The organism is Acinetobacter sp. YH12043 (assembly GCF_013419915.1).
Classification (GTDB): domain Bacteria; phylum Pseudomonadota; class Gammaproteobacteria; order Pseudomonadales; family Moraxellaceae; genus Acinetobacter.
In genome coordinates this window covers 149,125-166,812 of record NZ_VOZD01000001.1, presented here as the reverse complement: position 1 = coordinate 166,812, position 17,688 = coordinate 149,125, and the positions used below count along the sequence as shown (strand labels likewise).

The window sequence follows — 17,688 nt, the reverse complement described above, 5'->3', positions numbered from 1 at the left end:
TCCAAATTAAAAAGCACCCGAGGGTGCTTTTTTTTCAGAACTATTCAAAACAGCTTTAAGCTCTCATTTTAAAATGGTTCAGTTCCTGATTCAGGGCAGCGATAATATCTGCGCGGCTGATAATTCCGACCAGACGCTGCTCACTCACTACCGGAATATAGTTAAAGGAACGCTCCACAAAATAGGGCACCAGATCCTGAATCGGCTGCAATGGCTGCACAGTGACCACTTTGCGGGTCATAATATGTTTGACTTGATGTTCCCAGCTGCCGCGCACATCTGCAGCACGTTTAAACCATTCTACCACCTGATACATGGCCAGCGTTCCCACCAGCTTGCCTTCCGCATTAACCACCGGCAGGCTCATCAGGTTCATTTCTTTAAATTTATCCAGTGCATGCTGAATATTATCATTAGCATGCAGGGTCACCACGTCTTTAGTCATAATGTCCTGACAGGTAAACTGGTTGACCGCACGGGCATTGGCTCGGTCCTGCGCTTCCAGAATAATCTTTTGCAGGTCATATTCACTAATGTCCAGCAGCTCAGTTTGCTGATCTAGTACTTCCTGAATATCTTGCGGCTGAATAGTGACTTTCTGGGTCGGGGTCGGATCTTTGGAACGGGTATTCAATTGCGCCTGCTGCGGATAACGCTTGCCAATCATTCGATTAAAGACGATCGCAATTACCATCAATAAGATCGAATTCAGCAGCACCGGATAGAAAACGAAAGCATAGCCGAGTTCATGCACCGCATTGCCGCCGAGTACCGCCGTAATAGCCACAGCACCACTCGGTGGATGCAGGGAATCGGTGGTCATCATCAGGATAATAGCCAAAGCTACCGCTAGACTAAAAGCTTCGGTCGGACTGGCAATAAACAAGGCACAGGTCACACCCACTACCGCAGCAATAGTATTACCTACCAGAATATTCCAGGGCTGTGCCAAGGGACTGGCCGGAACTGCAAACAGCAGCACAGATGAGGCCCCCATCGGCGCAATATACCAGGCTTCAAAATCACCCAGAATCCATAAACTCAGTAATGATGATACCGTGAGACCCAGTAGTGCCCCAATACCGCAGAGTAAACGGTCCTTGAGTGGAAGAACTTTAAAATTCGGTTTTAAGGTATTGAGCCAGTCGAGATTGGAATGGAACACGGCGCGCCTGATTTTAATGTTTACAGATTTAGCGCATTATAAAACTAGTCGCTTTAAAGATGTATTTATTTTATATCTTTTAATTACACTTAAATGGATGCTGTTTAAAAAGCTAAGTCACACACCAGAGAAAAACCATCCATCTAGTCCTATTTTACTATTCAATCTCTCATAGGATTTTCAATAAGATCATTCATGTCAGGTGATTTTAGTCTCAGCTTCGCTATGAGAACCAGATTTAATCAGAGGTTCGATTTTGAGCAGCTCGACCTGACCATAATAGGTTGAAAATGCTACATCTCCGGCATCTACCCCAGTACCAATGCGAATCAGCTCGTCGACCGGGGCTAAACGGGTCGGATCAAACTGCACCCACCCTCCTTCCAGATAGGCTTCAAAAATGGCATGAAAATCGGGTAAAAATTTTTCAATTTCCACATAACCGACCACCATGCGTGCCGGAATTCCTAAAGCACGACACAGCGCAATGCCCAAATGAGCAAAGTCACGGCATACACCTGCTCGGTGGACCAGCACATCCGTTGCAGTCGTAAACTGATCAGAACAGCCAGAGACATAAAAAATATTGTTATAAATCCACTGTTCGATGGCTTTTACACGCGTATAGCCGGGTATCATCCAGCCAAATGAACGTTTCGCCATTTCTAGTAATAAATCTGAATTGCAATAGCGGCTGGCCAGCAAATAAGGTAGTACTTCATCCGGCAGGTCTGGAATTTTGACTTCACTCAAGTTTTGCCTCAGATCATTCGGAATGCTCGGCTGACGGGTAACTGTCGCGCTATAGTTCAGTTCAAATGCCTCACAGGGTTCGAGTTGCAACCGGATATGACGGTTTTGATGCTGAGCATCCTGAAATTCATGCCACTTGACCGGCATATTCATAGTGAGCTGTTCTCCGAGAATATTCTGATCGGGATGATGGGCGACCTGAACCATAAAAATAAATTCGGTAGGTTGCACAATCTTGTATTTTAAATGGCACTGAATTTGGTAAGTGGTCATGAAGTTCCTTATTATTAGGCATTATTATATTGTGTGAAGATTAAACTAATTCTAGGACCGCAATCGTATGAGATCAGTTTAACTTTATCGCGCTTCAGTGAACAGGATGCTATACATCTGATTTATTCCTGATTTTTGGATCTCACCCCATTGCTATTCCAGCATAAAATTGCAGCAAAGCCGCGCAAAATCTGGCATGAATAAAGACCATTTTAATTTTTTCCAAAATATTTTCAGCGTATTAACCCTTTGCCACTCCCCTGTAAAATCCTTATAATCAAGCACAATTTTTCTCTAATTTTAAGTGGATGACCATGAGTCGCGCCATATCGCATATTGATACCTTCCAAGGCTTAATTCTTGCCTTACAAAACTACTGGGCGGAGCAAGGCTGCGTCGTGTTACAGCCTTACGACATGGAAATGGGTGCAGGGACATTCCACACTGCAACTTTCCTTCGTGCGCTAGGTCCTGAAACCTGGAACGCTGCTTATGTTCAGCCATCACGCCGTCCTAAAGATGGCCGTTATGGTGAGAACCCGAACCGTCTGCAACACTACTATCAGTTCCAGGTTGTGCTTAAGCCAAACCCGGATAATATCCAGCAGATTTACCTAGATTCTTTGAAAGCGATCGGTATTGATCCTTTAGTTCACGACATCCGTTTCGTGGAAGATAACTGGGAATCTCCAACACTGGGTGCTTGGGGTCTAGGCTGGGAAGTTTGGCTGAACGGCATGGAAGTGACTCAGTTCACTTACTTCCAGCAAGTCGGTGGTGTTGAATGCTACCCAGTAACCGGTGAAATCACTTATGGTCTGGAACGTCTGGCGATGTATCTGCAAGGTGTAGACTCAGTTTACGATCTGGTTTGGACCAAAGGTCAGTTCGGTACTGTGACGTATGGCGATGTGTTCCATCAAAATGAAGTAGAACAATCGACTTATAACTTCGAATATGCACCAGTAGAAAAAATGTTCGAACTGTTCGATTTCTACGAAGCTGAGGCGACCCGTTTAATCGAAGCTGAACTGCCATTACCTGCTTATGAGCAAGTGATTAAAGCATCACACTGCTTTAACTTATTAGATGCACGTGGTGCGATTTCGGTGACTGAACGTCAACGTTATATTTTACGTGTGCGTACTTTGGCACGTGCCATTGCAAACAGCTATGTAGCAGCACGTGCGAAACTTGGTTTCCCAATGGCAGAACCTCACCTACGTGACGAAGTCCTGGCTCAGCTTAAAGCTCAAGTAGAAGCAGAAGCGGCTCAAGCAGAAAAATCAGCGGAGAACAAATAATGTCTAAACATACAGTTTTATTTGAACTTGGCTGTGAAGAACTTCCTCCAAAAAGCCTGAAAAAATTACGTGATGCTTTAAAAGCTGAAACTGAAAAAGGCTTAAAAGATGCGGGTCTGGCTTTCGATGCGATCGAAGCTTATGCAGCGCCACGTCGTCTGGCACTTAAAATCGTAAATGTTGATGCTGCTCAAGCGGATACGCAAAAACGTTTTGACGGTCCTGCTGTGCAAGCGGCTTATGATGCTGAAGGCAAACCAACCAAAGCACTTGAAGGCTTTATGCGCGGTCAAGGCATTACGGTTGATCAGGTGTCTACTTTCCAGGCCGGTAAAGTTGAAAAAGTCTGCTACCTGAAAGATGTGAAAGGCCAAAGCCTTGACATTTTACTGCCACAAATCCTGCAACATGCTCTGGATCAATTGCCAATCGCAAAACGCATGCGTTCTGCTGCTAGCCGTACTGAATTCGTTCGTCCGGTAAAATGGGTGGTCTTGTTAAAAGACAGCAATGTGATTGATGCAACCATTCAGGATCATAAAGCAGGCAACGTGACTTATGGCCACCGTTTCCATGCGCCTGAAGCGATTATTCTGGCCAATGCAGATGCGTATCTGGATGCCCTGCGCGCTGCGAAAGTGATTGCGTCTTTTGAAGAGCGTCAAGCAATCATCGATCAGCAAGTCAAAGCGCTGGCTGATGAAGTGAATGCGATTGCCATTGTTCCTGCGGATCTGCGTGACGAAGTCACTGCTCTGGTTGAATGGCCAGTTGCTCTTCGTGCCAGCTTTGAAGAACGCTTCCTTGCAGTTCCTCAAGAAGCACTGATCACCACGATGCAGGACAACCAGAAGTATTTCTGTCTGGTGAATGCTGAAAACAAATTACAGCCTTACTTCATTACCGTTTCAAATATTGAGTCTAAAGATCCGACTCAAATCATTGAAGGTAACGAAAAAGTAGTTCGTCCGCGTCTGTCAGATGCAGAATTCTTCTTCCTGCAAGATCAGAAACAACCGCTTGCGTCTCGTAAAGAGAAACTGGCCAACATGGTATTCCAGGCACAACTGGGTACTTTGTGGAACAAGTCTGAACGTATTGCCAAACTGGCTGTCGCGCTTGCTCCGATTACCGGTGCCAAAGCTGAAGATGCTGAAAAAGCAGCTTTACTTGCAAAATGCGACTTAACTTCTGAGCTGGTCGGTGAATTCCCGGAACTTCAAGGGATCGCGGGTACTTACTACGCACGTCTTGAAGGCGAAAATGATGAAGTGGCTGAATCTTTAGGTGAGCAGTATTTACCTAAATTCGCGGGTGACGTTCTGCCTAAGACTAAAACGGGTACAACGATTGCTCTTGCGGATCGTTTAGATACCTTGACTGGTATTTTCGGTATCGGTCAGGCACCAACAGGTTCTAAAGACCCATTTGCGCTACGTCGTTCTGCGATTGGTATCCTGCGTCTGGTGACTGAAAATGAACTGGATGTTTCAATCGAAGACCTGATTAAGCTGGCTCTAGCTGCTTATGGCGATGTATTGAAAGACCATGAGAAGACTTTGGCAGATGCAGTTGCATTCCTTGAAGGTCGTTACCGTGCGAAATACGAAGACCAAGGCGTTGATGTTGACGTGATCCAGGCTGTTCAAGCACTGTCACCTAAATCACCTCTTGATTTTGACAAGCGTGTAAATGCGGTAAATCACTTCCGTGCATTGCCTGAAGCTGCTGCACTTGCTGCTGCCAACAAACGTGTTGCCAACATCCTTGCCAAAGAAGCTGCACCTGAAGGTGCTGTGGTTGAAGCCAATCTGGTGGAAGAGGCTGAAAAAGCATTATTTGCTGAACTTGCGAAAATCACACCAGTGGTTGAGCCGCTGTTTGCTTCTAAAGATTACACTGCTGCGTTATCTGCATTGGCTGCCTTACGCGCACCAGTAGATGCATTCTTTGATGGTGTAATGGTGATGGCGGATGATGCTGAACTAAAAGCAAACCGTTTACGTCTGCTTGCTCAGCTTCGTGATCTGTTCACTAAAGTTGCAGATATTTCAGTACTTCAACACTAAAACCTAATTGGTTGTAAAACACACGAAACCCCGCTATAACATTAGCGGGGTTTTTTATTTTTATAAACAATATATTAGGGCTGATAATGAGTGTAATTATTAAAGAATTGGAGATTTTGAATTTTAGGTCATGTAAAGATACTCAGGTATGTTTAAAAAATTTCACCGCTCTAATTGGTTATAACAATGCGGGTAAATCAAATATTCTTTTGGCTATTAAATTTCTTTTAGAAGGCTTAAGTGTTAAATCTTTTAACTACTATGCAAATGCAAATAATTGTGAAGAACCCATAGAAGTAACAGCTCTCCTAACCAACATCAAAGATGACTTATTAAATTTATTAGAAGAGGATCATGCAAATAAGCTTCGACCATTTATACAAAATGAAGAATTAAAAATTAAAAGAAGAACCTTCCTCGATAGAAATGAAAAACAGAAGATAGTTGCTACCTTATTTGATGGTAAGGAGTGGAAATCTATCCCTTCCGGTATTGAACAATCAATTATAAAAATTTTTCCAAAATTCATTCATATTGAAGCCATGACAGATGCTCATGAGGATTCAACAAAAAATAAAAGTGGGACAGCAATATCTAAACTTCTTGAACTGATTTCTTTAGAGATTCAAGAAAACTATCAACAAGATTTTATAACAAGTTTGGAATCTGTTTCTAATCTTTTATCACATGATGGAAGTAATAGAATTCCTGCATTGAGTAAAGTCGATACAGGTATAAATGAAATAATTAATGACTTTTTTCCAAATATATCGGTAAAGCTGCATTTCCCAACCCCAACCATCGAAGATATTTTTAAAAGTGGGACTTTGAAAATATTTGAAGATACACATACAGAAAGAGATTTTAATAATTTTGGGCACGGTACTCAGCGCTCAATCCAAATGGCTCTTATTAGATATTTGGCTGACTTACAGCAAAAGAATCCTAGCTCAAGAAGATCAAATACTATTATTTGTATTGATGAACCTGAACTCTATTTACATCCTACAACTATTGAACTTGTACGTGATGCATTAATGACTCTCAGTAATTCAGGTTACCAGATTTTATTTTCTACGCATTCCGCAAGTCTTTTGTCCTCTGAACATGCAATTAATGCTTTACAAATTCATAAATCTCCAGAGTTAGGCACACAAGCAAGAAAGCCTATTTCAGAAATTATCGAATCTCTTAATGCTAAGTATCCTAGTCATTTTTATGAAGTATTTAAGTTAAATAATGCTTCTCAAATATTTTTTAGTGATGAAGTCCTTTTAGTAGAAGGAAAAACTGAGCTTAGAGTTCTTCCTAACATATATACTAAAATACATAAACGCCCTTTTCATCTCAAAAAACTATCTCTAGTTTCTGCTGATAGTAAAACCAGTCTTTTACCTATTCAAAAAGTTTTAGGTGCTCTTGGAATTCCTTCAAGAATTCTTACAGATCTTGATTTTATCGGTAATTGTAAGGATTGGGATCTAATTGATGATTCTAATGCTCATTATTTTGAAGAGTTTAGAAGTTTAGTAGAGAGAAATAAGGACTTACCTGATTTGAATATTTGTCAGGATCATGTCAAAGACTGTTCGTCCTTAAGACAAATCGGTGCAAAAAAGTTTAAAGCTCTAGCTCAACTACCTGAAGCCAAACCCATACTAAAAAACATTCATAATTCTCTAAAAGTTAAAGGCATATACATATGGTGTACAGGAGGTATTGAGGCTGTTTATGGTTTTAATTCTAAAAGAGAACAAGAATGGCGTAGATTTAATACTGCTCTTATAAATAATGAATCTATTGAAGAATTAGTAAGTGATTACGAACATTTGAGAGATGCTATAGAGTGGATTAGCTAAAAGTGGAGTAACTATAGGCATATCCCTATATATTTCATATACTCATTCCAACAACACTCAACAAGAAAGAAGCGCATGAAATTTCAAACACTCATTATGACGACTCTTGCGGGTATCGCACTTACAGCATGTACATCTCAACCCACCATTCCACAACTGGAACTGGGTGTATTACAGGAAGTAAAAAATCTCGAAGTTATTCCAGAAACAACCAATAATAAGGCGAAACTGACCAAGTTCCTCGACAAATGCGTGATTGAATTTACTGGCGACATCGGTAACAACCGTTCAGTTGAACAATGGTCATTTAAAGGCATGACCCTGATTGATGCCGGCTCAGCAACTTTCCAGCGCGACGGAACCAGCACAGCACAAAAATTTGACCTGCATGATGCTGCGGTACAAAAGAACTTTGTAACTCTGCGCAATCATTTTGCCAAAGATGCCCTGACTCAATGTGACTAAACAAATCGCCCTGTTTTTTTGAAAATGGGGCTATTTATTTGAATGAACAGAAATTTAATTTTTCTTCTGATTTAAACTGCCTTTTCTTCCTTTTAAAAATTATAAGATCCTCGCATCAAACTACGCTGAACCTATACTCTCTTCACAGCTTATTCATTGTTTTTGGCTGATTATCCGTTACACTGAAAACCAAACTCAGACCGCTCTTTGACGAATTCGAGGTCGATCCATAATGAATATCAAAACCCCAATTATTTTAACGACAGCTTTAATGTTCTGTGCACCTGCATTTGCACAGACTGAAACCACCCAAACCACTAAACCGATTGCACCTTATGGTGAGAATCCGAACCTGCTGCATGTGTTTGCCTATAAAGCACAGGAAGGTGTTATCAATACCGCTGAAAAAGTAGGTGAAGTCACTGAAAAAGGCATTGCCAAAATCAAACCGGGTGTAGACCGTGCCTGGGGCAATACCAAGTCTGCGGCATCAGATACCATCCAGAAAGTAGATGAGGGAGCGACTCAGGCAGCACAGCAAACGGGTCAGAAAATTCAGCAAACCCGTGAAGTCTGGCGCGGCAATTCACAACAGACGCCAATCGTGCAACAGCCTTTGAGTCAGCCATCTACCGCAACTCAAAATTCACCGGTATCACAATCCCAATCAAGTTCCGGTACAGCAACCAGTTATGCAGTAGATGATCTTTAAATCATCGCATTGAAAAAAGCCCATTACGGGCTTTTTCTTTTAAGCATTGAAGATAGTTGAGTCTTTCTTTAGACTGAACTCAAATAAAATCATGAGAAGATAATAAAAATGAAAAAAAATCTCCTCAGCTTTATCGCCGGCATTCTGTGTGGCGTAGCTATTCTATACATCACTTTACTGGTTTCAGGTGAAACCGTGACCTCAATTGCTGCGATTGATGACGAATTATCCTCCATCCCGAGCCTGTCTAGTGCCGCCTCTTATAACCACAAAACTGAAGGTGAAAAAATCCAGCATATTCAAAACCTCGATGAAGCTGAATTTAGGCCCGCCTCTGGCAATAATGCCGATCTGTATCGGATCAAGGATATGTGTAAATTAAGAATCGGGACTCAGAGAGATGACATTTATAGTTATCGAACTGCTTATTTCTCGCAGAATCATCTGATTTATATGTTTGAAACCCATTATCGAACATCTTATGACAAGCGTCCCGATGAACGGGTACCCGAATTTAAGCGGGTCTATCAGGAGATTATATTTAACCCCCGGTCTGCACTGGTTCAGAGTGAATTTTTAAAGCTATTAGATAAATACATCACACCAGCAAACCGAAAAAAATGCTGATCGAATTTGATCAGCATTTAGTTTTTATTTAATAATTTTTAATTTACCTGACGGATGGGCTGACCTTGCTTAAAGGCTGCTACATTTTCAACCATCTGATCCACAATGCGTTGACGGGCATCGATACTACCCCAGGCATTGTGCGGTGTAACAATCAGGTTAGGAATTGAGGCATCGAGCAATACATTGCCTTCTTTTGGTGGCTCCACGGTAAGTACATCCGTCGCAGCACCGGCAATTTTGCCTTCGCATAAGGCCTGAGCCAATGCCTGTTCATCAACGATTCCGCCACGTGCACAGTTAATTAAAAATGCACTTGGTTTCATCGTGTCCAGTTCGGCATGACTGATTAAATGACGGGTATCTTCCGTTAAAGGGCAATGCAGGCTTAAAAAATCCACTTGTGGCAATAACTCTGCAAATGGAATACGGGAATCATCTGCTGGACGGTTGGGCAAAGCTGCAATCAGTACTTTCATACCAAAGGCTTCAGCCAGTCTGGCAACAGCATGGCCCAACTCACCATAACCGACAATACCTAAGGTCTTGCCTGCCAATTCTACAATTGGCGCACCCAATAGACAGAACTGGCTGGCCTTTTGCCATTCGCCCTGCTGTACTGCACGTTGATAGGTTAAAAATGAAGTGGCCAGATTGAGCATCAGCATAAGGGTATGCTGAGCGACGGCAGAGGTGCCATAAGCCTGACAGTTACACACCACAATGCCACATGCCTTGGCCGCAGCCAGATCGACATTATTGGTGCCCGTAGCAGAAATCAGGATCAGTTTCAGTTGAGGGCATTGCTGGATGGTTGCCGCGTCAATCATAACTTTGTTGGTAATGATGACATCGACATCGGCCACACGAGACTGAATCTCAGCAGCCGATGTGGCCGGGTATAAGACCAGCTGATCAAATACTGCATGTAGTGCCTGAAAGTCCAAATCCTGTTGGTCTAAAGAAGCATAATCTAAATAAGCGGCTTTCATGGCGCTACCCTCAACCTTGTTTGACAATTTATTTTGATTGCCATTTAAAACAAGTCCTGCAGGGTTTTCAAGCAACTTACTGTCAGAAGTGGTTAATCTACAGACTTATCAATATGGTTACGCAGAGAACGGCGCACCTTATAAATCACATATACACTGAGAAAGATCAGAAAAATAAGAGAAGAACTGAGCAAGATCACTGCAGGATGCACACTTTCCGCGTGTGCAAAATTAGGCAGCATCAGTCCAAGAATAAAACAAATACTTGTAACTTGTTTGGATTGCATATATTTACTCCCTTGTCATATAAACAACCGGGAGCGGTGTGACTATTTTTCATACCGCCTAAGACCATATTAGGCCTTAGCAAACATAAGTCAAGTATTTGTTTTTTAGATAAATTTTTTGGTTAGTTCATTTCACTTCGTGTCACAAACTGTGTATTTTTGTCACTTGCGTCAACGAAACCGGAAGCGCCGTATTCATCTGTATGCAAATTCAGATGTTTATAGCTGAACATATAAAAATCAGCATAGCGTTTCATGATAATCGGATGCATGCCTACATTTAATTCATCCTGCTCCTTGACCAGTTTCATAATATGCCGATCATTCATCACTACCAGATAACGTTCATCATTCAGATTGATGGTCAGCAAGCCATTACCTTTGGCATAGATTGGAATCAGGAATTTATGGTTCAGTGCAATCGCATCACCGGTATAGCTTTCGATCTTGTTGCTGATCACATTAAAGACCAGTGCATGTCCATAGGCATCCAGCAATAACTGGCGCTTTTCCTGCGGCAGATTGACGTGAATTCCGAGCTTAAGCAGATCCTGCTGATCGACCTGTTTATTACTCAGCAATTCACGCAAAATCACCTGTTTTTGCGCTGCATCAAAAAATTGGGTATCCAGCAACAGATCATTATTTTTCAGGATACGCCCTAAAGCAAAACGATGCCTCGGCAAGATATTCTCAATCACCTTACGATAATAGAACTTGCTGTTTTTCTTGACCCGACGCATTTTCTGGTAGAAATAACTTTCATCATAGTCATGCAATAAAAAGTCATACAGCAGCTCGGAGCTGGCCAGAACAGCGATGGCGTCATGGCCGGTAAATGGCAGATGCAGTACATGATGCTGCGGAAGTACGGCTTCTAGTTTCAGGTAATGTACCCGGTCTTCGGTGCAATACGGGTCATATACCAGAATATATTCCCGTTCCGGACTGACATCTTCTGCCTCAATCCGCATGCCTTCATTCAGCTCGGGCTGGTAAAACATGTTGTAGCGGGCATCTTCGACATCTTCCGGATCAATCGAATATTGCGGCACCATCGCGACCACTCGCTGAACATTCAGCAGATTGGAATATTTAATCGCAGCATAGCCACCCATGGAGCCACCATAGGCAATGCGCTGCTGAAACGGTGCAATCAGCTCGGCAATGGCTTGCAACATGTTCCACATGGAACTTTTTGGAAACCAGGATTTATGTTTGGGCATGATTCCCAAAACATTAAATTCAAATTTCGCTAATGATTTTTCGGCATTGATGCTCAAGCCCTTGGCACGGGTAATCAAATCTCCAAATGAAAAAATCAATTCTGAAGATGACCCCGGCATAAAAATTGCGCGTATATGCTCATCTTCAAAAACAATCTGCTTATCCATAACTTTCCCGTGCTGGTGAATCTAACTTTTCGGCAACAATTCACTCAATGAATAGGGCCGAAAAAGTGAATATGCTATTTTATATCGATGAAAAAGATTAAAAAGCGCAAAATATGACACAATCACTGCATCCTGCAGCTCAACAGGGGTTTAGTGCAGCGGCTGAGCTTTATCAGCAGGTACGCCCTGACTACCCGGCAGATCTTAGCCCATGGCTTGCTGAGACACTGTCCTTGCCTGTAGATGCAGATCTTGTTGATTTGGGAACAGGAACAGGTAAATTTATTCCCTATTTGCGCCCGCTCAGCAGCCACATCACCGCCATTGATCCTGTCCCTGAGATGCTGGCCCAGTTAAAACTGGCACATCCGGATATTCATACCCTTGAAGGGATGAGCCACCAGCTTCCCCTGCCCAATCATAGCGTGAATGCCGTGTTTTGTGCACAGTCATTTCACTGGTTTTCCAATCTGGAAACCTTAAAGGAGCTAGATCGGGTACTTAAACCTCAAGGCTTTCTGGTACTGGTCTGGAACCAACGAGATATTACAGTCGACTGGGTCAAAGCCCTGGCAGATTGTATTGCACCACTGGAAGGCGATACACCACGATATTATAGTGGTGCCTGGCGTAAAGTATTTGAAGAACAGAATCTCTTTCAGCCTTATGCTGAAACGCAAATGCGCCAGCTGCAGCATGGCCCTGTCGAGCAGGTAGTCTCCAAACGCTTATTATCAACCAGCTTTATTGCCGCACTACCAAAAGAACAGCAACAACAGCTCAAGCAGCAATTCGAACAAATTATCAAAAACTATACGGACAAGGGTGCAGAAGATATGATTAATTTCCCTTATGTCACCTATGTTTATGTATTCAAGAAAAATAATTAGGAACAGGATTCAATCATGCACACGATTCAATTGATGTCACGAACTGCACTTTTCACTGCTGCCATGTTTTTAATGGCCTGTGACCAGAAAAGTTAACAATCTGTAGAACAGCAAGAAACAGAAAACTCTGCATCAGAGGAAATCATGCAGGAATTGAAAACTGGACCCGTGAAAAACTTCCCTAAAACGGAAGATGATCCCCATGATATTGCTGTCTTGAATGACTATGAAGAACGTTTTCAGGAAATGAGCGCGGATCTGGAAGCTGAGCTCAATGGCATGCGCAATGATGACAATCTGACTCCGGAATTTGTCCAGCAACGTCAACGCGATCATGTCCAGTCTTCGCTAAATATGCTCAAAGATCTGGAGCTGAAAACTGAACAGGGCCGTTATATTCAGGGTTTAATGTATCAATACTGGGAACATCAGGAAAAACTGGTGAATAGTCCGAAATCTCAGGCCACTACTGTGAATGAAGCCAGTGAAAATGTAAAAGGTCTGGGCAAATATCTGCATGCCCAGGAGCAACTGGAACGGTGGCGTTCACAATATCCAGAGATGACCACTGCAAATAAAGCCCCAGCACAATAAATAATACAGTTCAGGAAGCAGACACTTCCTGAAATTTTATAGGCAGCACTAAGATTTAATTTTCAATTTCTGATGAATGCGGATTATTGAGCTTGAGCTAAATAGTGCTGCACCCCTTCTGCGGCTGCACGTCCAGTGGCAAAGCAGGCGGTGAGTAAATACCCTCCTGTAGGCGCATCCCAGTCCAGCATCTCACCACATAAGAACACATGGGGATTGGATTTAAGCTGAAGCTGCTCTGACAGAACCTCGCGTTTAACACCACCTGCACAGCTAATCGCTTCCTGTATAGGACGGAAACCTGTTAAAGGAATTTTCAATTGCTTAATCTGCTGTGCTAATTCAGTAGCATTTTGCCAAAGCGGCTTTGGTAACAGTTCACGCACCAGAGCAGCTTTTGCACCATCCAGACCTGCTTTCCGCCAGATATTATTCAAAGACTGCTTTTTACTTGGCTGTAATTTTTTAGCCAGCTGCTCTAAGGTTTGATCCGGAAAAAGATCCAGATTCAGCTGCATTGGCTGACCCTGTTTCAGCTGTTGACGCAGTCCCCGGTCCTGTTTATAGATTAGACCACTTTCCAGACCATAGTGACTGATCACGATATCTCCCATGGTCTTGTCACCGCCATCAACCCAAGCCTCGACCCGTTTTAGGGGCTGACCGAAGATTGGCTGCATAAACTTAGACCATGGATATTCCACACCCGCATTACTGGCTTGGAAAGGTTCAATCTCACTGCAATCAAGCCATGCTTGCCATTTCCCATCACTGCCGAGTTTTGACCATGACACTGCACCACAAGCCAAAACAATCGCATCAAAGTTTTCTGTGAATGCGCAATCATTTTTTAAATCATGGATCTGTAGCTGATGATTTTTCAGATCTAGAATTTGATGACGATAATGAAATTGTACCCCTTGCTCAGTTAAACGTTTTAACCAGACACGCAATAGTGGAGCGGCTTTCATTTCTGTAGGAAAAACTCGACCTGAAGAACCAATATAAGGTTCAATGCCAAGATCTTTCATCCAGTTTTGAATCCATATCGCATCCCAGCGTTTGATCCAAGGTTCTAACCAGTCTACCTGATCATAACGCTGCACAAACTGCTCGACGGGTTCGGCATGAGAAATATTTAGGCCGGTTTTCCCAGCCATCAGGAATTTACGGGCAGCCGAAGGCTTCTGTTCAAACACATGAACTTCATAATCAGACTGGCTCAGAACTTCTGCAGCCATCAAGCCTGCCGGGCCAGCACCCACAATTGCAATATGCTTCGTCATGGCTTATTCCGCTGAACTCGCATTCTGCCCTTGTAGCGGCTGAAACTCATCAAAACGTGTTGTATAGCCTTCCGGTTTACTAATAATCAATTGCTGGCACAACTCACCACGCTCTAGATATTTAATTTCAAAATGAGTTCTTGCCGAGTCTTGGCCAATGACTTCTTTAACGAAAGGCAGCTTCCACAGGTTTTGAACCTGCTGTTCTGCTTCATCAATATATTCAGGAATATTGCTGGCTAAAGTAATCGTGCCACCGGTTTTTAAACGCGATAATAAAAACTCAAAAAATGGCATATTCAACCAGCGCTGCGCCGGGTTATGCGGCTCAGGGTTCGGATATAAAATAAAAAACTGTTCGACTTGCGCTGGATAGAGAGCATGCACAATCCAAGGCAAGGCATCGGCATGAACTGTCTGTAAATTCGGTTGTCCTTCCAGCGCATGCTGTTTTTGCATGGCTAAAAATTTCTCTCGAGTCCGTTCGATCGCAATCAGCTTGCTGTCTGGATTGATCTGGGTAAAGAGCAATGCGTGTTTACCTTTGCCCGCACCGATTTCCACACAAACCGGTTCAGAACTGATACTTTGGAAATCACGAGGCGCATGCATACGCTGTGCTTGAAATTGACGAATCGACATAATCAGATCAAACTAATAAAAACTGTATAAGTCTAACAAGTGCAGTTATATTTGCCTAATCGAAGCTTTATTTTTCTAGGGAGTGTGCTGATGTCAACCACTTTAAAATGTCCACGCTGTGGCAAACTGACCACTTGGGAAAATAATGAATTTCGTCCTTTCTGCTCGGAACGCTGCAAAATGATTGATCTAGGCGCTTGGGCCAGTGAGGAATACAAACTGCCAACCCAAGATGCTCCCGCAGCTGAATCTTCTGAAGAAGACTGAACCTTTTAAAATATCCTATCACATTAAGCATATCCTAAATAATCACATGATTTTTATAAAAGGCTTATAGAAAACCAACACAAGTTAACAGCACATATGCCAGTTTAATACTATGTTCTTACGCAGAAATATCACATTATTTTAGAGCAAGAACATGGGCTACATTATTCTAAAGATCATTTTAATTGGGGTAGGAATACTTGCGATATTGTCATTAGGAATAGGCATTTTCCAGCAGGATGGCTTATTTATTATTGTCGGTGTTCTGCTTGTTATTATGACTTGGCTAATCTATGCACAAACCCGTCAGTCTTTAAATAATCCTTTTAGCAAATAAAAAGATCAGCTAGGCTGATCTTTTCAACTACTTTAACCTGCTTTTCCCGCTACAAAAGGGTTATGCTGCTTTTCAAAACCAATATTGCTGATCGGACCATGTCCTGAAATAAACCGGGTTTCATCCGGCAGGCTAAAACATTCGCGCTGGATTGAATCGAGTAACTGCTGATGATCGCCACGCGGGAAATCTGTCCGTCCAATTGAGCCTTTAAACAGTACATCCCCTGTCCATAACAAAGCATGATTCTTGTTATAGAACATCACATGACCTGGAGTATGGCCTGGGGCAAAACGTACTTCAAACTCTTCATCACCTAGCTTGAGAACTTCTCCACCTTCCAGCCATTGCGTGACTTCTACTTTTTCCGGAATCGGAAAACCGTAACGGGTAGACACTTCCTGAATCATATCCAGCCAGAATGCATCGTCCTTATGCGGACCAATCACCGGCACATCCCAAACTTTTTTTAAAGCACCAACTGCTCCAGCATGATCGAGATGGCCATGAGTCAGCCATAAAGCCTTGACCGTTAAGCCCAGTGCTTCTACTTCCGCTTTTAATTTTTCAGGTTCGCCCCCTGCATCAATCAAAACAGCCTCTTTACTGTCGCTATCCCAAAGAATCGAGCAGTTTTGCTGAAATGCAGTCACAGGAACAATTTTGACTTGTAACATAGGATAAGAAACCTCAAAAGATTAATGGGCAAGCGTCTGATTCAATGCTTCAAGATTAGCCTGTAACAGCGTATTGAGCAATTGCACATGATCTTCACGGTTGTTCAAAGCCGGAATATAACTGTAGCTTTCCCCGCCATTGGCCTTGAAGGTCTCTCCATTTTCCATGGCCAGCTCTTCCAGTGTTTCCAAACAGTCGGCCGAGAAAGCCGGACTCATCACCTGAATTGATTTCACGCCCTGTTTGCCCCACTCTTCAATTAAGGCATCCGTATAAGGCTTAACCCACTCCTGTTTACCAAACCGGGACTGGAAACTAATTGCATATTGATCTTCAGATAGACCTAAAGCTTCTGCAACCAGTTTGCCTGTGATCCGGCAACGATCCGCATAAGGATCACCTTTATCGGCATAGGGCTGCGGGATACCATGAAATGACATCAATAGTTTTTCCGGCTGCCCATGAATCGCCTGATAATCCCGAACACTTTGTGCCAGTGACTGAATAAATAAGGGATGCTGATAATAATCGCGGATAATCGACAAACCAGGTAAATTGCGCTGTTTCAATACCCATTTTGCGACTGCATCATACAGAGGTGCGGTAGAGGTCGCTGAATACTGGGGAAATAACGGAAACAGAATAATATGATCTTGCGGTTGAGCCGAAATCTGATCAAGGACAGCCTGAATATTAGGATTGCCATAAGTCATGGCAGGCACCACATTCAGTTCAAATTGCGGATATTGTTCAATGAGTTTGGCCTTTACTTGACTCACCTGCTGCAGCAGAATCTCACGCATCGGTGAATCCTGACCCCAGACCTGTGCATAAGCCTGGGAAACTCGCTTGGGACGGAACGGTAAAATAAATAAACGCAGGATGAGTTGCCAGATCGGCTTGGGAATTTCAATGACACGCTGATCAGATAAAAACTGCTTCAGGAAATCGCGTACTGCCGGCACAGTCGGTGCATCGGGTGTGCCTAAATTTGCCAATATAATCGTAACTTTTGGTTTAGCTGTAGAAAACATGCAGTACGCCCGTCGTGGTATCAACCCGCTTACTTTAACAGCTTTTTACTTATTCTCTAT

Annotated in this window: 18 protein-coding genes and 1 pseudogene; 10 read left to right on the top strand and 9 right to left on the bottom strand. The window is 42.8% G+C overall.

Annotated features, from left to right (window positions below):
• Positions 1–55: 55 nt before the first annotated feature.
• Positions 56–1,165 carry an HPP family protein gene (locus FTU01_RS00770; RefSeq protein ID WP_180137786.1) on the bottom strand — a complete coding sequence of 370 codons (1,110 nt, stop codon included), beginning with the start codon at positions 1,163–1,165 and terminating at the stop codon, positions 56–58.
• Between the two features lie 198 nt (positions 1,166–1,363).
• Positions 1,364–2,191, bottom strand: a complete 828-nt coding sequence (locus tag FTU01_RS00765; protein WP_180003003.1) for a transglutaminase family protein — start codon at positions 2,189–2,191, stop codon at positions 1,364–1,366.
• 314 nt (positions 2,192–2,505) lie between these two features.
• Between FTU01_RS00765 and glyQ the strand changes: the two genes are divergently transcribed.
• The 6 genes from glyQ to FTU01_RS00735 all read left to right on the top strand — a co-directional run bounded on the left by glyQ (position 2,506) and on the right by FTU01_RS00735 (position 9,227).
• The gene (glyQ, locus tag FTU01_RS00760) at positions 2,506–3,495 is read left to right on the top strand and encodes a glycine--tRNA ligase subunit alpha (RefSeq protein WP_180137784.1); all 990 of its coding nucleotides are present in this window, start codon (positions 2,506–2,508) and stop codon (positions 3,493–3,495) included.
• Entirely contained in the window at positions 3,495–5,564 is a 2,070-nt protein-coding gene (gene glyS / locus FTU01_RS00755) for a glycine--tRNA ligase subunit beta (RefSeq protein ID WP_180137782.1), read from the top strand. The genes glyQ and glyS overlap by 1 nt, the downstream gene beginning before the upstream one ends.
• An 86-nt stretch (positions 5,565–5,650) precedes the next feature.
• Positions 5,651–7,423: an ATP-dependent endonuclease gene (locus tag FTU01_RS00750; protein WP_159123918.1), complete on the top strand. Its 1,773-nt coding sequence runs from the start codon at positions 5,651–5,653 to the stop codon at positions 7,421–7,423.
• A 75-nt stretch (positions 7,424–7,498) separates the two neighbouring features.
• Positions 7,499–7,888, top strand: a complete 390-nt coding sequence (locus tag FTU01_RS00745; protein ID WP_159123919.1) for a hypothetical protein — start codon at positions 7,499–7,501, stop codon at positions 7,886–7,888.
• Between the two features lie 232 nt (positions 7,889–8,120).
• Positions 8,121–8,600 carry a hypothetical protein gene (locus FTU01_RS00740; RefSeq protein ID WP_159123920.1) on the top strand — a complete coding sequence of 160 codons (480 nt, stop codon included), beginning with the start codon at positions 8,121–8,123 and terminating at the stop codon, positions 8,598–8,600.
• A gap of 108 nt (positions 8,601–8,708) precedes the next feature.
• A complete protein-coding gene (locus tag FTU01_RS00735) occupies positions 8,709–9,227 on the top strand; it encodes a hypothetical protein (RefSeq protein WP_159123921.1) in 519 nt (172 codons plus the stop codon).
• A 38-nt stretch (positions 9,228–9,265) separates the two neighbouring features.
• On the opposite strand, the gene FTU01_RS00730 is transcribed toward FTU01_RS00735, so the two are convergent.
• The 3 genes from FTU01_RS00730 to FTU01_RS00720 all read right to left on the bottom strand — a co-directional run bounded on the left by FTU01_RS00730 (position 9,266) and on the right by FTU01_RS00720 (position 11,900).
• Positions 9,266–10,219, bottom strand: coding sequence for a 2-hydroxyacid dehydrogenase (locus tag FTU01_RS00730; protein WP_180137780.1), 954 nt, complete (start codon positions 10,217–10,219; stop codon positions 9,266–9,268).
• Between the two features lie 92 nt (positions 10,220–10,311).
• Complete coding sequence (locus FTU01_RS00725) at positions 10,312–10,506, bottom strand: hypothetical protein (RefSeq protein WP_005232434.1); 195 nt, start codon at positions 10,504–10,506, stop codon at positions 10,312–10,314.
• Positions 10,507–10,628: 122 nt separating this feature from the next.
• The gene (locus FTU01_RS00720) at positions 10,629–11,900 is read right to left on the bottom strand and encodes a hypothetical protein (protein ID WP_159123923.1); all 1,272 of its coding nucleotides are present in this window, start codon (positions 11,898–11,900) and stop codon (positions 10,629–10,631) included.
• A 113-nt stretch (positions 11,901–12,013) separates the two neighbouring features.
• Between FTU01_RS00720 and FTU01_RS00715 the strand changes: the two genes are divergently transcribed.
• Positions 12,014–12,790, top strand: a complete 777-nt coding sequence (locus tag FTU01_RS00715) for a class I SAM-dependent methyltransferase (protein ID WP_159123924.1) — start codon at positions 12,014–12,016, stop codon at positions 12,788–12,790.
• A gap of 15 nt (positions 12,791–12,805) precedes the next feature.
• Positions 12,806–13,384, top strand: a pseudogene (locus FTU01_RS00710) (hypothetical protein).
• Positions 13,385–13,467: 83 nt separating this feature from the next.
• Here the strand turns inward: FTU01_RS00710 and FTU01_RS00705 are convergent.
• On the bottom strand, positions 13,468–14,670 hold the full coding sequence (locus tag FTU01_RS00705; protein WP_180137778.1) for a TIGR03862 family flavoprotein: 1,203 nt from the start codon (positions 14,668–14,670) through the stop codon (positions 13,468–13,470).
• Between the two features lie 3 nt (positions 14,671–14,673).
• Positions 14,674–15,318 (bottom strand): SAM-dependent methyltransferase, encoded by a 645-nt coding sequence (locus FTU01_RS00700; RefSeq protein WP_171521881.1) that lies wholly within the window; start codon positions 15,316–15,318, stop codon positions 14,674–14,676.
• A gap of 84 nt (positions 15,319–15,402) precedes the next feature.
• Between FTU01_RS00700 and FTU01_RS00695 the strand changes: the two genes are divergently transcribed.
• Both FTU01_RS00695 and FTU01_RS00690 read left to right on the top strand, forming a co-directional pair.
• Positions 15,403–15,579: a DNA gyrase inhibitor YacG gene (locus FTU01_RS00695; RefSeq protein WP_166138045.1), complete on the top strand. Its 177-nt coding sequence runs from the start codon at positions 15,403–15,405 to the stop codon at positions 15,577–15,579.
• 154 nt (positions 15,580–15,733) lie between these two features.
• Positions 15,734–15,916, top strand: coding sequence for a hypothetical protein (locus tag FTU01_RS00690; RefSeq protein WP_159123930.1), 183 nt, complete (start codon positions 15,734–15,736; stop codon positions 15,914–15,916).
• 32 nt (positions 15,917–15,948) lie between these two features.
• Here FTU01_RS00690 and FTU01_RS00685 read toward each other — a convergent pair whose 3' ends face one another.
• Both FTU01_RS00685 and hemH read right to left on the bottom strand, forming a co-directional pair.
• Positions 15,949–16,593, bottom strand: coding sequence for an MBL fold metallo-hydrolase (locus FTU01_RS00685; RefSeq protein WP_179992858.1), 645 nt, complete (start codon positions 16,591–16,593; stop codon positions 15,949–15,951).
• 21 nt (positions 16,594–16,614) lie between these two features.
• A complete protein-coding gene (hemH, locus tag FTU01_RS00680; protein ID WP_005232454.1) occupies positions 16,615–17,628 on the bottom strand; it encodes a ferrochelatase in 1,014 nt (337 codons plus the stop codon).
• Between the last annotated feature and the right edge of the window lie 60 nt (positions 17,629–17,688).

Bases quoted from the DNA above. Each gene is read 5' to 3' on its own strand.
- FTU01_RS00765 (WP_180003003.1), bottom strand. From the start codon at position 2,191: ATGACCACTTACCAAATTCAGTGCCATTTAAAATACAAGATTGTGCAA.
- glyQ (WP_180137784.1), top strand. From the start codon at position 2,506: ATGAGTCGCGCCATATCGCATATTGATACCTTCCAAGGCTTAATTCTT.
- glyS (WP_180137782.1), top strand. From the start codon at position 3,495: ATGTCTAAACATACAGTTTTATTTGAACTTGGCTGTGAAGAACTTCCT.
- FTU01_RS00750 (WP_159123918.1), top strand. From the start codon at position 5,651: ATGAGTGTAATTATTAAAGAATTGGAGATTTTGAATTTTAGGTCATGT.
- FTU01_RS00745 (WP_159123919.1), top strand. From the start codon at position 7,499: ATGAAATTTCAAACACTCATTATGACGACTCTTGCGGGTATCGCACTT.
- FTU01_RS00740 (WP_159123920.1), top strand. From the start codon at position 8,121: ATGAATATCAAAACCCCAATTATTTTAACGACAGCTTTAATGTTCTGT.
- FTU01_RS00735 (WP_159123921.1), top strand. From the start codon at position 8,709: ATGAAAAAAAATCTCCTCAGCTTTATCGCCGGCATTCTGTGTGGCGTA.
- FTU01_RS00730 (WP_180137780.1), bottom strand. From the start codon at position 10,219: ATGAAAGCCGCTTATTTAGATTATGCTTCTTTAGACCAACAGGATTTG.
- FTU01_RS00725 (WP_005232434.1), bottom strand. From the start codon at position 10,506: ATGCAATCCAAACAAGTTACAAGTATTTGTTTTATTCTTGGACTGATG.
- FTU01_RS00720 (WP_159123923.1), bottom strand. From the start codon at position 11,900: ATGGATAAGCAGATTGTTTTTGAAGATGAGCATATACGCGCAATTTTT.
- FTU01_RS00715 (WP_159123924.1), top strand. From the start codon at position 12,014: ATGACACAATCACTGCATCCTGCAGCTCAACAGGGGTTTAGTGCAGCG.
- FTU01_RS00705 (WP_180137778.1), bottom strand. From the start codon at position 14,670: ATGACGAAGCATATTGCAATTGTGGGTGCTGGCCCGGCAGGCTTGATG.
- FTU01_RS00695 (WP_166138045.1), top strand. From the start codon at position 15,403: ATGTCAACCACTTTAAAATGTCCACGCTGTGGCAAACTGACCACTTGG.
- FTU01_RS00690 (WP_159123930.1), top strand. From the start codon at position 15,734: ATGGGCTACATTATTCTAAAGATCATTTTAATTGGGGTAGGAATACTT.
- FTU01_RS00685 (WP_179992858.1), bottom strand. From the start codon at position 16,593: ATGTTACAAGTCAAAATTGTTCCTGTGACTGCATTTCAGCAAAACTGC.
- hemH (WP_005232454.1), bottom strand. From the start codon at position 17,628: ATGTTTTCTACAGCTAAACCAAAAGTTACGATTATATTGGCAAATTTA.